The organism is Cellulomonas algicola (assembly GCF_003851725.1).
Taxonomy (GTDB): Bacteria; Actinomycetota; Actinomycetes; order Actinomycetales; family Cellulomonadaceae; genus Cellulomonas; species Cellulomonas algicola.
Genome location: NZ_BHYL01000311.1, coordinates 1 through 13,491 on the forward strand (window position 1 = coordinate 1; position 13,491 = coordinate 13,491).

A 13,491-nucleotide genomic window follows, 5' to 3' on the forward strand; every position below is an offset into this window, starting at 1 on the left:
ACTGGGGGTGCCGCGGCCACCAGGCCGCGGCACCCTCGTCGTTCGCCCGGGCACCGACCGCATGGTCGCTGACCTGGGCAGACACCGACGTGGGACCTGCGGCACCACCGACGCCGCCGAGCCCTCGTAGAATCGTTCTTCGCCACCATCCCCACGCGAACGAGGTCAGGACCCCATGGTCACCTCTGAGAAGAGCCTCGCGCCGGCTCCGGCAGCGGCCACAGCCGCACCGGCCGCGCAGGCCCCCCGGCGCCGAAGCCTCAGCGCCTCCGCGCCGACGTTGACCTTCATCGGTCGCCGTCTGCTGTCCTCGGCGATCGTCCTTCTCGGGGCGACGTTCATCGTCTACATGCTCCTCGCGTACGCGCTGGACCCCCTCGAGGACCTGTACGCCAGCAGCGCTCCCAACAAGGAGCAGCTGATCGAGGCCCGCATCCGGGCGCTCGACCTCGACACCCCGCCGGTCATCCGCTACTTCAAGTGGCTCGCCGGCGTGCTCGGCTACCTGATCGGGCGCGGGACGCTCGGCCAGAGCTGGGTCACCAACCAGGAGGTCACGGACCTCCTCGCGAGCGCGATCCCCTCGACGGTCCAGCTCGTCGGCGGCGCCACGGTGCTCGCCGTCGTCCTCGGCATCACCGTCGGCATCGCCTCGGCGCTGCGGCAGTACACCGGGTTCGACTACTCGGTGACGTTCATGTCGTTCGTGCTGTACTCGCTGCCGTCCTTCTGGGTCGCGGTGCTCCTCAAGCTGTGGGGCGCCATCGGCTTCAACGACTTCCTCGCGGACCCGACGCTGAGCACCGCGATGATCGTGTTCCTGTCGGTCCTGGCCGGGTTGATCTGGCAGGTGCTGATCGGCGGGGACCTGCGACGGCGGCTCATCACGTTCGTGACGTCCGCGCTCTCGACCGGCCTCGTCATCTTCGCGGTGCTCGAGAGCGGCTGGCTGCTCGACCCGAGCCTCGGCATGGTCGGCATCGCCGTGCTCGGCGCGGGTGCGGCCGTCGGCCTCACCGCGATGACCACCGGCCTGCACAACCGGCGGGCGCTGCTGTCGTCGCTGACGGTCGTCGCGATCGGCGTCGCGCTGTGGTTCCCGCTGCAGTACCTGTTCGTCGTCCCGGGCTTCAACGGCCTCTGGGTCCTCGGCCTCGGCGTGCTGTCGGTCGTCGTCGGCCTCGTCGTCGGGCGCCTGTACGGCGGCCCGGACTACGGCCAGTCGATGCGCAACGCCGCGATCACCGCGTTCGTGGTCGCCGGCCTGATCTTCGTCGACCGGATCATGCAGGTCTGGAAGCCCTACAGCGACTCGAGCTACATCAACGGCCGCCCGATCGCGACCATCGGCTCGCAGACCCCCGGCCTCAACGGCGACTACTGGGTCGAGTCGCTCGACCGGTTCACGCACCTGATCCTGCCGACCATCGCGCTCATCCTCATCTCGTTCGCGTCGTACACCCGGTACTCGCGCGCGAGCCTGCTCGAGGTCATGAACCAGGACTACATCCGCACCGCGCGGGCCAAGGGCCTGCCGGAGCGGGTCGTCACCGTGCGGCACGCGTTCCGCAACGCGCTGATCCCGCTCGCGACGATCATCCCGCTCGACATCGCGGCCCTGTTCGGCGGCGCGATCATCACCGAGCGGATCTTCTCGTGGAGCGGCATGGGCTCGCTCTTCATCCACTCGCTGGGGGCGAGAGACGCCGACCCGATCATGGGGTACTTCCTCGTCGTCGGGACGCTGCTCGTCCTCGCCAACATCGTCGTGGACTTCGTCTACGCCGCCCTCGACCCCAGGATCCGGGTGAACGCATGACCACGCCCACGCCCATCACGCCCCAGCAGCTGGACGGTCCCGAGCACCACGACGTCGTCGAGAACGCGATCGAGCTCAAGGAGGTCGAGGGGCTCTCGCAGGGCCGCATCGTCCTGCGCCGGTTCCTCCGCCACCGCGGCGCCATGGCGTCGGCGTTCGTCCTGCTGTGCGTCGTCGTCCTGGCCACGACGTCGATCGGCTGGGGCCCATCCCCGGCTGGTGGAAGTACTCGCCGTCCGACCTGTCGCCGATCGTCAACTCCGGCGGCGCCCCGACGCTGTCCTTCTCGGGCGGCCTCACCATCGGCGAGCACCCGTTCGGTCAGGACAACATCGGCAAGGACGTCTTCGCGCTGGTCATGCGCGGCACGCAGCAGTCGCTCACCGTCATGGTGATCATCGGCCTGCTCGCGTCGGCCATCGGCATCGCGATCGGCGCCTCGGCCGGCTTCTTCCGCGGCCGCCTGGACAACCTGCTCATGCGGTTCACGGACATGGTCATCACGATCCCCGTGATCATGGTCGGCGCGATCCTCGGTGCGTGGGTCGGCGGCGCCAACCCCGTGACCCTGGCGCTCGCCCTCGCGGCGGTCAGCTGGACGTCCATGGCCCGTCTGGTCCGTGGCGAGTTCCTGTCGTTGCGCGAGCGGGAGTTCGTCGACGCGGCGCGCGTGGCCGGTGCGAGCAACGGCCGGATCATGTTCAAGCACATCCTGCCGAACGCGGTCGGCGTCATCATCGTCAACGCGACGCTGCTCATGGCCGCGGCGATCCTGCTCGAGACGGCGCTCAGCTACCTCGGCTTCGGCATCGCGTTCCCCGACGTCTCGCTGGGCAACCTCATCAACGAGTACCAGACGGCGTTCGCGACGCGGCCGTGGCTGTTCTGGTGGCCCGGTCTGTTCATCGTGACGATCGCGCTCTGCATCAACTTCATCGGCGACGGCCTGCGCGACGCGTTCGACCCGCGTCAGCGGCGCATCCCGACGCGTCGGGCCCTCGCCCGGGCGTCGCGTCGCGCCGAGCGCAAGTCCGGCGTCCCGGCGACCGCCGGAGCCTGATCCCGTGACCCGCCGTTCAGAGCGCGAGCGCCGCGACGCTGGCCACCAGCAGGATCGCCAGCGCGGCGATCGTGCCGGTGTGCCAGCGCACGCGCGGTCGCTCGCGCTCGAACCGCGGGTCGTCCAGGAGCCCGGCGTCCCGGGCCTCCTCCCAGCGCTGCCGCACGATCGCGGCCGCGTCGCCGGAGTCGGTGCCGGCCAGGTCGCCGGGGCGGACGCCGCCGCCGGGGCCGTAGGTGCTGCTCGGCAGGTTCTTGTCGGCGCCCGCCTGCGTGCGGCCGGTGCGGACGGCGCTCGGTGCGGGTGCCGCCCAGGCCGAGTAGGAGCCGTACACGGTGCGCAGCGTCAGCGCGTACTGGGTGCCGATCTCCTGGACCGCCGGCCAGGGGATCTCCACGGTCCGCAGCACGTTGCGGATCTCGACGCCCGCGGGCGTCACGATCACCGCGGGACGCCAGTAGGCGGCCCAGGCGCCGACGGCGACCAGCGCCAGCAGCGGCAGGTAGGGGAGCGTCGTCGACGCGTCGTCCACCAGACCCGTCACGGCGCCCACCAGGCACAGCACCACGACACCACCGGCAACCCATCGGCCGAACCCCGGCCGGAACTCCACGACGTCCGCCACCATGCGGTCATCGTCCCAGACGGCTCCGGACCGCCTGCGCGCCACCGCGCGACCGCCCCGGCCCCCGCACGGAAGGAACTGCTCGACCAGTGAGCACCGAGACCCTCGCGAACGCCCCGGCCCCGACGCCGGACGGCAAGGCGCCCATCCTCGAGGTCCGTGACCTGACCGTCGAGTTCTTCGTCGACGGCGAGTGGTACCCCGCCGCCACGGAGGTCACCTACGACGTCCGGCCAGGCGAGGTCCTCGCCATCGTCGGCGAGTCCGGGTCGGGCAAGACGCAGTCGTCGATGTCCCTCATCGGGCTGCTGCCGCCGAACGGCCGCGCGACCGGCTCCGCGAAGCTCGCGGGCCGCGAGCTCCTCGGCCTCACGCACAAGCAGCTCAGCTCGGTGCGCGGCAAGGAGGTCGCGGTCATCTTCCAGGAGCCGATGACCGCGCTGAACCCCGTCTACACCGTCGGGTTCCAGATCATCGAGACCCTGCGCGTGCACTTCGACCTGGGCCCGAAGGCCGCACGGCAGCGCGCGATCGAGCTGCTCAAGCTCGTCGACATCCCGGACCCGGAGCGTGCGGTCGACAAGTATCCGCACCAGCTGTCGGGCGGCCAGCGCCAGCGCGGCATGATCGCGCAGGCCCTCGCGTGCGACCCCAAGCTGCTCATCGCGGACGAGCCGACGACGGCGCTCGACGTCACCGTCCAGGCCGAGATCCTCAAGCTCATGCGCGACCTGCGCAGTCGCATCGACTCCGGCATCGTGCTCATCACGCACGACATGGGTGTCGTGGCCGACCTGTCGGACCGCGTGCTCGTCATGAAGAACGGCCGCATCGTCGAGTCGGGCCTGTCGGACACGATCTTCAACCAGCCGACCCACCCGTACACGATCCAGCTGCTCGAGTCGGTGCCGCACCTGGGCTCGGCGACGTTCCAGGCGCCGGGCGCGGAGCACGACGTCACCTCGACCTCCGCCACGACCGCGACGCCCGTCCAGGCGCCCGCACCGGCGGCGACGCCCACGGGCTACGCGCTCGAGGCGAAGGACCTCATCATCGAGTACCCGTCGCGCGGTCGGATCCCCGCGTTCCGGGCGATCAACGGCGTCGACCTGTCGATCGCGCGCGGCGAAGTCCTCGGCCTCGTCGGCGAGTCCGGCTCGGGCAAGACGACCGTCGGCCGTGCCGCCGTCGGCCTGCTGCCCGTCGCGGGCGGGTCGCTCAAGGTCAACGGCGTCGAGCTCGCGGGCGTGAAGCCGAAGACGCTGCGCGAGGTCCGCCAGGACGTCTCGATCGTCTTCCAGGACCCGGGCTCGTCGCTCAACCCGCGTCTGCCGATCGGCGAGTCCATCGGCGAGCCGCTCAAGCTGCACGGCATCGCCAAGGGCGCCGAGCTGAGCAAGCGCGTCGAGGACCTGCTGGACCGCGTGCACCTGCAGCGGTCGATGCGCAACCGGTACCCGCACGAGCTCTCCGGCGGTCAGCGCCAGCGCGTCGGCATCGCCCGCGCGCTCGCCCTGAGCCCCAAGCTGCTCATCGCCGACGAGCCGACGTCGGCGCTCGACGTGTCGGTCCAGGCCCGCGTCCTCGAGCTGTTCCAGGAGCTGCAGCGCGAGTACGGCTTCGCGTGCCTGTTCATCAGCCACGACCTCGCGGTCGTCGAGATCCTGTCGCGCCGCATCGCAGTCATGAACAAGGGCCTGCTCGTCGAGGTCGGCGACCGCGACGCGATCCTGCGCAACCCGCAGCAGGACTACACCAAGCGCCTGCTCGCCGCTGTGCCCGTGCCCAACCCCGCCGAGCAGAAGGTGCGCCGTGAGGAGCGCGACCGGCTCATCGAGGAGGCGGAGGCGGCGCTGCGCCAGGCCGACGCCGAGGCCGAGGCGTACGCGCACGGCACGGGTGCGGACGCCGCCGAGCTGCGCAAGCAGCAGTCGAAGGGCCAGGGCCAGGCGTCCGACCCGCGCGGTGGCGCCGAGGGCGGCTTCTGACGCTCCCTCTCCGACGAAGGCCGTGCCCGGGTGCTCCTCGGGCACGGCCTTCGTCGTCCTGGCAGCGCCTTCGCGGGCGCGACGCCGCGTGGCGAGAGTCCCCCGTACCCGAGTTGTCCGGCAGAGTTCAGTTCCGGGTGGTGACGACCGATATCCGCAGGTGGCGGCGGTGTGAGACCGTCCAGGCGAGACGTCCGCCGGGGGAGTCCCGTGCGGCACACGATCCGGGAGGTCGCAGGCGTGCGCAGGTCGACGGTGGGGGGTGCCGCGCTCGTCGTGGTCCTCGGGCTCGTGCTCGGCGGCTGCACGCAGCCGGAGCCGGACCCGGAGCGGGCGGGGACGGTCGTCGTCGCGGTCGGCAGCGCGTTCGGGTCGCTCAACGCGGGGACGACGCTCGGGCGGACGCCCGGCAGCACGCTGGTCCGCTCGCTCGCGCAGTCGGGCTTCGTGTCGGTCGACGAAGTCGGCGCGGCGGTGTTCGACGAGTCGTTCGGCACGGTCGAGAAGGTCGCGGACTCGCCGCTCACGGTCCGCTACACGATCTCCCCGACGGCCCTGTGGTCGGACGGCGTCCCCGTGACCCCCGACGACCTGGTCCTCGAGTGGGCGGCCCGCAGCGGCCTCTACGACGACGTGACGCCCGAGATCGACGCGTCGGGCGAGGTGACGAACGGCGACGCGCTCGACGCGGGTGTCGCGTTCGCCGCGACGTCGCCCGCGCTGGTGCACGTGCCCGCGGTGCCGATCGTCGAGGGCACGAGCGTGACGCTCGTGTACGACGTCCCGGTCGCGGACTGGGAGGTCGCGCTCGACGTCAACGTCCCGGCGCACGTGCTCGGCGCCACGGTGCTGGGGATCGACGACCCCGCGGAGGCCGCGGCGGCGGTCAGCGCCGCGATCCTGGGCGAGGACAAGGGCGCCCTGCGGTCGCTGTCGCTCGCGTGGCGGACCGGTCTCACCGCGGAGCTGCTGGCGGAGGACGCGACCGCGGCCGTCACGACGGGGCCGTACGTCGTCGACCGTGTCGTCGGCGAGGAGCGCGTGGACCTGGTCCGGAACGAGTCGTACGAGGGTGCGCGGCCGGCTGCGTTCGACCGCGTCGTGCTCCGCACCGCGCTGCACCCGCTCGACCAGGTGACCGCGCTGCGCGACGACGAGGTCGACGTGATCGCGCCGACGGACACCGCCGACGTGCTGGACGCGCTCGAGGACGTCGAGGACGTGACGACGCGCTCGGGCGGCGACGCGACGCTCCAGCTGCAGCTCCAGGTGGCCGGCGGCGGCCCGTTCGACCCCGCGACCTACGACGGGGACGCCGCGAAGGCGGCCGCGGTCCGGAAGGCGTTCCTCGCGACGGTGCCGCGCGACGCGGTGGTGTCGTCGGTCGCGGAGCCGCTGTGGGCGGACGCCGCACCGGCCGACGCACTCCTGCCCGCGGCGGGCGCGAACGTCGGGGAGGTCGACGTCCCGGAGGCCGACGTCGCGGACGCCGAGCGTGCGCTCGCCGACGCGGGGGTCCCGACACCCGTGGTGGTGCGCGTCCTCACCGACACCGCCGACCCGGTGCGGCTCGGTGTGCTCGACCTCGTGACCGAGCAGGCCGCCGAGGCCGGGTTCGCGGTGCGCCGCTACGAGCAGGCCGACGGCATGGTCGCCGACCTGCGCGGCGCCCCGTCCGCGTGGGACGTCGCGCTGCTGCCCGTGCCGCAGTCGGACCTGGGCGCGGCGGCGACCGCGGCCCGCTGGCGCACCCAGGGGTCGACGAACGTCACGGGGTGGACGTCGCCCGAGACGGACGCGGCGGTCGACGCGCTGACCGCGATGGTCGACCCCGAGGCCCGGACGGACGCGTTCGACGCCGTGGCCGCGACGCTCGCGGACGGGGCCGCCGTGCTGTCGCTCGTGCGCCAGCCGGTCGTCGTCGCGACGCGCGACGCGGACCCGGAGGACGAGGGCCGGCTCCCGCAGCTCGAGCCCGTTCCGCCGCTCGCGCTGAGCCGCGCGGACCTCACGTCGTGGTGGGACTGGGCACGCACGGACGCGTGACGACCGCCGAGCCCGGATCGCGGCCGCGGGCGGGCGACGCCCGGCGGGGTGACGGGCGGCAGGGTGACGGGCGCCACGGCGGACTCGGGGGTCGGGCGGGTAGAATCGTCCGGCGCCACGTCCCGGCGCGCTCCCCACCTGCGAAAGCCGAGTACACCCATGCCTGAGTCCACGACCGTCACCGGCGTGCGCGCCGACCTGCGCAACGTCGCGATCGTGGCCCACGTCGACCACGGGAAGACCACCCTGGTCGACGCGATGCTGTGGCAGTCCGGCGCCTTCGGCGAGCACGCCCACGTCGACGAGCGCGCGATGGACTCCGGCGACCTGGAGCGCGAGAAGGGCATCACGATCCTCGCGAAGAACACCGCGGTCCGGTACGCCGGCCCCGCGGCGGCCGCGGTGGGTCAGCCCGACGGCATCACGATCAACGTCATCGACACCCCGGGCCACGCCGACTTCGGCGGCGAGGTCGAGCGCGGCCTGTCGATGGTCGACGGCGTCGTCCTGCTCGTCGACGCGTCCGAGGGCCCGCTGCCGCAGACCCGCTTCGTGCTCCGCAAGGCGCTCGCCGCGAAGCTCCCCGTCATCCTCGTGGTCAACAAGGTCGACCGCCCCGACGCCCGCATCGAGGAGGTCGTCCACGAGGCGACCGACCTGCTGCTGGGCCTCGCGTCCGACCTGCACGAGGAGGTCCCGGACCTCGACCTCGACGCGATCCTCGACGTCCCCGTCGTGTACGCCGCCGCGAAGGCCGGTCGCGCGTCGCTGAACCAGCCCGCCGACGGCGGCCTGCCGGACTCGGAGAACCTCGAGCCGCTGTTCGCGACGATCCTCGAGAAGATCCCCGCCCCGACGTTCGACGAGGGCGCGCCGCTGCAGGCGCACGTCACGAACCTCGACGCCTCCCCGTTCCTCGGCCGCCTCGCGCTGCTCCGCATCTTCAACGGCACGCTGCGCAAGGGCCAGACGGTCGCGTGGGCGCGGTCCGACGGCTCGCTCCAGAACGTGCGCATCACCGAGCTCCTGGAGACGAAGGCCCTCGAGCGCGTCCCCACGGACTCCGCCGCGCCGGGCGACATCGTCGCCGTCGCCGGCATCGAGGACATCACGATCGGCGAGACGCTGACCGACCCCGACGACCCGCGCCCTCTCCCGCTCATCACGGTCGACGACCCGGCCATCTCGATGACCATCGGCATCAACACGAGCCCCCTCGCGGGCAAGGGCGGCAAGGGGCACAAGGTCACCGCCCGCCAGGTCAAGGACCGCCTCGACAAGGAGCTCATCGGCAACGTGTCGCTCCGCGTCGTCCCCACGGACCGCCCCGACGCGTGGGAGGTCCAGGGTCGTGGCGAGCTCGCGCTCGCGATCCTCGTCGAGCAGATGCGCCGTGAGGGCTTCGAGCTCACCGTCGGCAAGCCGCAGGTCGTCACGAAGAAGGTCGACGGCCAGGTCCACGAGCCCGTCGAGCGCATGACGATCGACGTCCCCGAGGAGTACCTCGGCGCGGTCACGCAGCTCCTCGCGCAGCGCAAGGGCCGCATGGAGACCATGTCGAACCACGGCACCGGCTGGGTCCGCATGGAGTTCCTGGTGCCCGCGCGCGGCCTCATCGGCTTCCGCACGCGGTTCCTCACCGACACGCGCGGCACGGGCATCGCGTCGTCCATCTCCGAGGGCTACGAGCCGTGGGCCGGCGCCATCGAGACCCGCCAGTCGGGCTCGCTCGTCGCCGACCGTGCGGGCGCCGTGACGCCGTTCGCCATGATCAACCTGCAGGAGCGTGGCTCGTTCTTCGTCGAGCCCACGTCCGAGGTCTACGAGGGCCAGATCGTCGGCGAGAACTCCCGCAACGAGGACATGGACGTCAACATCACCAAGGAGAAGAAGCTCACCAACATGCGCTCCTCCACGGCGGACAACTTCGAGAACCTCGTGCCGCCGCGCAAGCTCACGCTCGAGGAGTCGCTGGAGTTCGCGCGCGAGGACGAGTGCGTCGAGGTGACGCCGGAGATCGTGCGCATCCGCAAGGTGGTGCTCGACCAGACCGAGCGCGCCCGCATCACCGCGCGCAACAAGAAGTCCTGACGCCGGTGGCGCCGGTCGGCGGGCTCGTCGCGGTGCACGCGCACCCCGACGACGAGACCCTGTCGACCGGCGCCCTGCTCGCCACCTGGGCGCGCGCGGGGCGGCCCGTCACGGTCGTCACGTGCACGCGCGGCGAGCGCGGCGAGGTCATCGGCGAGGCGCTCGCGCACCTCGAGGGCGACGGGCCCGCGCTCGCCGCGCACCGCGAGAGCGAGCTCGCGGCCGCGCTGTCCTCGCTCGGCGTCGCCGACCACGCCTTCCTCGACTCGGGCGGCCCCGCGGGGGAGCGGTTCGAGGACTCCGGCATGGCGTGGCTCGGCACCGGACGCGCCGGAACGGCCGTCGACCTGCCCGATCGCGCCTTCGTCGGCGTCCCGGTCGACGAAGCCGCCGCACGGCTGGCCGACGTCCTGCGCGCGCGCCAGCCCGACGTCGTCGTCACCTACGAGCCCGACGGCGGCTACGGGCACCCCGACCACGTGCACGCGCACCGCGTGACCATGCGCGCCGTCGAGCTCGTCGCGGCCGACGACCTGCACCCGACCGTGCTGTGGGCCGCCCAGCGCGGCGCCCACCTGCGGGCCGCGTACCGCGCGCTGGCCGGCGGCTCCGTGACGCTCGCGCTCGGCGACGAGCGCGGCGACCTCACGCTGCCCGACCCCGACGGCCCCCTCCCGTCCGTCGCGGTCGACACGCTCGACCTCGCGGTCGACGTCCTGCCCGTCCGCGCCGCCGTGCTCGACGCGATGCGCGCCCACGCGACCCAGGTCCGCGGGGTCCGCGCGCTCGACGGGACCCCCGGCCTGATCGGCTGCTACGCCCTCAGCAACGACGTCCTCGCACCCGTCCTCCCCGTCGAGGGCTACCGGGTGGCCGCCGGTCGCGTCGACGTGCTCGCCGGGGTGCCCGGCGTCCGGCCGGTAGCCTGACCGCCGTGCAGCCACTGAGCACCGACGTCCTCACGAAGGCCGCGTCCACGTTCGTCCTCGGCCTCGTCGTCGGCGCCGTCGGGACCGCGATGCACCGCAGCGTGCCCCCGTGGGGCGTCGTCCTGTGCCTCCTGCTCGTCGCCTGCGCCGCGCTCCTCTCCCGCGCGTGGGGCGGGGGTGTCGCCGTGGCGGGCCTCGCGGGCGGCATGTTCCTCAGCGTCACGACCCTGGCCCGCTCCGGACCGGGCGGCGACGTGCTCGTGCCCGCGCAGCAGGGCATCGGGTGGGTGTGGGTCGTCGGCGCCGCCGGGGTCCTGATCCTGGTCGCCCTGGCTCCGCGCGCGCTGTTCCGCGACGAGCCGCGCGGCGAACGTCCTCGCCCGGTCGCGGTGACCGAGGGCGTCGAGACGGTCGACGAAGGCCGGGGCGGGGGTGACGCCCGACCCGTCGACGGCGGCGTCGTCGGCGGCGAGCCCCGGCCCGTCGACGGCGGTCCGTTCGAGGGCTCCCCGGCGCCTGCCGACGGCGACCGGCCCGGCGGCGAGCCCGACGACGGGTCCGGTGCGCGGCCGGGCACCTCGCGATGACCGACACCCCGACCGTCGCCCCCGACGACTTCCGGGCCGCGGTCGGCCGGCTGCCCGCGGGCGTCGCCGTCGTGACCCTGCGCTGGCGCGGCACCGACCACGCCGCGACCGTCGGCTCTGTCGTCTCCGTGTCGCTCGAGCCCTCGCTGCTGCTGTTCTGCGTCCACGTCGACGCCCGGCTGCGCGACGCCCTCGACGAGGTCGACACGTGGGCGGTCTCCGTCCTCGCCGACGACCAGGCCCCCACGGCCGACTGGCTCGCGTCGGCCGGCCGGCCCGCGTTCGACCAGCTCGCCCGGGTCCCGCACCGGCCCGCCCCCGTGTCGGGCGCCGCGTGGCTCGACGGCGCGGCCGCGTGGTTCGACTGCCGCACCGCGGACGTGCACCGCGCCGGTGACCACGACGTCGTCGTCGGCAGCGTGCTCGCCGCCGAGCAGGGACGCGCGGGTGCCGGGGGCCTCGTCCACCTGCGCGGACGCGTCCGACCCGTCCGCTGAGACCACGTCGCGACGACCGACCGGCGGGCCTCGACCGTCGACCCGTGGGGGACGTGCGTGAGAGTCGTGCGCGCCGGGTGAGAACCCCCGACGCGCGGCACCGAACACGTCGTCGCCTCAGGCGCGCACCGTAGACTCGCGCGGGCGCGCGTCAGTGCGCAGCCACGCGCCGAACCATGCGCACCAGCAGGGGAGCAGGATGACCGAGCGGACCGACCGCGACCACTCCGAGCGGCCGGGGACCCCCGCCGCCGACGCCGACGCGACCACCGCGGACGACGCCACGCGTCGTGCCGGCGAGGACGCGGTCGAGGCCCCGACGGAGGCCCACGCCGTCGTCGAGACCGGGAGCGAGCAGGCCGCGGAGCCCGAGGCCGCCGAGCGTGACGGCTCCGCGACCGCGGTGACCGCCCCCGGCGACGAGGGCGCTGCGGACGCGTCGGCGGGCACCGCGCCGGACGTCACCGCGACCGGCGCTCCCGTCGTCGGCGCGACCGGCGCTCCCGCCGACGCGGTGGACGGCGCTCCCGCCGACGCGGTGGACGGCACCCCCGCCGACGCGGTGGACGACACCCCCGCCGACGCGGTGGACGACACCCCCGCTGACGCGGTGGACGGCACCCCCGCCGACGCCCCGACCGCTGTGGCCGCCGCGACCACCCCCGCTGACGCCGCGACGTCGGTGGACGAGCCCCTCGACGCGACCTCGACGTCCGAGCCGGCAGCCGACACGACCGCCACCGCGTCCGCGGACCACGTCACGTCCGACGCTGCGCCTGTCGAGGTCGGCTCGGACGCCGCGCCGACGGCCGAGGCGACCGCGGCCGCCCTCGCTGGCGCCGACGCGCCGGACGACGTGCCCGTCGAGTCGGACTCGGGCGCGGTGCCGGGGGCCGACGCCACCGCGCCGGCTCCCTCTCGCTCTGACCTGTCGGACGACGTGCCCGTCGAGCCGAGGTCGAGCGCGTCGCCGGAGGCGGACGCGACTGCGGCGGCACCCGCGGACGACGTCACGTCGGACGACGATCCCATCGCGGCGCCCTCCGCGCCCGCGGCGACGACCGACGCGACCGCGCACATCCCCGCTGACGCCGCCACGACGAAGGACGTGCCCGTCGAGCTGGCCTCGACGTCCGCGCCGACGGCGGACGCCGACGCGCCTCCGGCCGGTGACCGGGCGCTTCCCGACGCCGACGCGAGCGCGCCGGCGACGTCCGACGAGGCGTCCACTCCCGTGGCGGGCGAGGCTCCCGCGGCTGGCGGGGAGACGGCGTCGGGAGACGCGGCGTCCGCGGACACGGCGGACACGTCGTCGACCGTCTGGCCCGTGTGGGGTGCTCAGGCGGCCGCGGCGCGCGCCACGTCGCCCGCCGAGCCTCTCCGTCCGAGCGAAGCCCTCGCCGCGGACGCGACCCCGACGGTGGGCGCCGCCCCTGCCGGAGACCCGGCCGCATCCGCGCAGCCGGCGCCGCCCGACGCGGTGCCCGGCTCGGCAGACGGCTCGGCAGACGGGCCGGCGACGAGCGAGGCCGACGCGGACGTGGACACCGCGACCCGTGCGGTGCCGCGCGTGACGGGCGCCGACGACACGGCGGTCCTCCCGGCTGCCGGGGGCGTGAGCGACGGCGCGCAGGGCGCGGCGACCGTCCCGGCCGGGCGCGCGACCTCGGGCGAGCCGTCCGGTCCGGCCACGGCTGGGCCCACCGGTCCGGCCGCGACAGAGCCGACGGGACCCGCCGCGACGCATCCGTCCGGCTCGGCCGAGACCTCGCCGTCCGGCGGTGCCGTGGCGCAGCCGTCCGGCTCGGCCGGGACCTCGCCGTCCGGCGGTGCCGTGGCGCAGCCGTCC

General features: G+C 74.1%; 9 protein-coding genes and 1 pseudogene. 9 read left to right on the forward strand and 1 reads right to left on the reverse strand.

Annotation, left to right across the window (positions count from 1 at the left end):
• Positions 1 to 175 precede the first annotated feature (175 nt).
• Both CTKZ_RS17310 and CTKZ_RS17315 read left to right on the forward strand, forming a co-directional pair.
• On the forward strand, positions 176 to 1,819 hold the full coding sequence (locus CTKZ_RS17310) for an ABC transporter permease (RefSeq protein ID WP_200829797.1): 1,644 nt from the start codon (positions 176 to 178) through the stop codon (positions 1,817 to 1,819).
• A pseudogene (locus CTKZ_RS17315) lies at positions 1,816 to 2,879 on the forward strand (ABC transporter permease). The gene CTKZ_RS17310 and the pseudogene CTKZ_RS17315 overlap by 4 nt, the downstream one beginning before the upstream one ends.
• A 16-nt stretch (positions 2,880 to 2,895) precedes the next feature.
• Here the strand turns inward: CTKZ_RS17315 and CTKZ_RS17320 are convergent.
• Entirely contained in the window at positions 2,896 to 3,507 is a 612-nt protein-coding gene (locus CTKZ_RS17320; RefSeq protein WP_124344113.1) for a PH domain-containing protein, read from the reverse strand.
• Between the two features lie 86 nt (positions 3,508 to 3,593).
• Between CTKZ_RS17320 and CTKZ_RS17325 the strand changes: the two genes are divergently transcribed.
• From CTKZ_RS17325 to CTKZ_RS17355, 7 genes are all read left to right on the forward strand, one after another.
• Positions 3,594 to 5,492 (forward strand): ABC transporter ATP-binding protein, encoded by a 1,899-nt coding sequence (locus tag CTKZ_RS17325; RefSeq protein WP_235843536.1) that lies wholly within the window; start codon positions 3,594 to 3,596, stop codon positions 5,490 to 5,492.
• Positions 5,493 to 5,732: 240 nt separating this feature from the next.
• Positions 5,733 to 7,538 carry an ABC transporter substrate-binding protein gene (locus tag CTKZ_RS17330; RefSeq protein WP_124344114.1) on the forward strand — a complete coding sequence of 602 codons (1,806 nt, stop codon included), beginning with the start codon at positions 5,733 to 5,735 and terminating at the stop codon, positions 7,536 to 7,538.
• A gap of 159 nt (positions 7,539 to 7,697) precedes the next feature.
• Entirely contained in the window at positions 7,698 to 9,629 is a 1,932-nt protein-coding gene (gene typA / locus CTKZ_RS17335; RefSeq protein WP_124344115.1) for a translational GTPase TypA, read from the forward strand.
• A 5-nt stretch (positions 9,630 to 9,634) separates the two neighbouring features.
• Positions 9,635 to 10,558, forward strand: a complete 924-nt coding sequence (locus CTKZ_RS17340; protein WP_124344116.1) for a PIG-L family deacetylase — start codon at positions 9,635 to 9,637, stop codon at positions 10,556 to 10,558.
• Positions 10,559 to 10,563: 5 nt separating this feature from the next.
• The gene (locus tag CTKZ_RS17345) at positions 10,564 to 11,145 is read left to right on the forward strand and encodes a hypothetical protein (RefSeq protein WP_124344117.1); all 582 of its coding nucleotides are present in this window, start codon (positions 10,564 to 10,566) and stop codon (positions 11,143 to 11,145) included.
• Positions 11,142 to 11,642 carry a flavin reductase family protein gene (locus tag CTKZ_RS17350; RefSeq protein ID WP_124344118.1) on the forward strand — a complete coding sequence of 167 codons (501 nt, stop codon included), beginning with the start codon at positions 11,142 to 11,144 and terminating at the stop codon, positions 11,640 to 11,642. Before CTKZ_RS17345 ends, CTKZ_RS17350 begins: the two co-directional genes overlap by 4 nt.
• 199 nt (positions 11,643 to 11,841) lie before the next feature.
• Positions 11,842 to 13,491, forward strand: a 1,650-nt coding sequence (locus CTKZ_RS17355) for a hypothetical protein (protein WP_148090513.1), incomplete at its 3' end; no start/stop codon positions are given.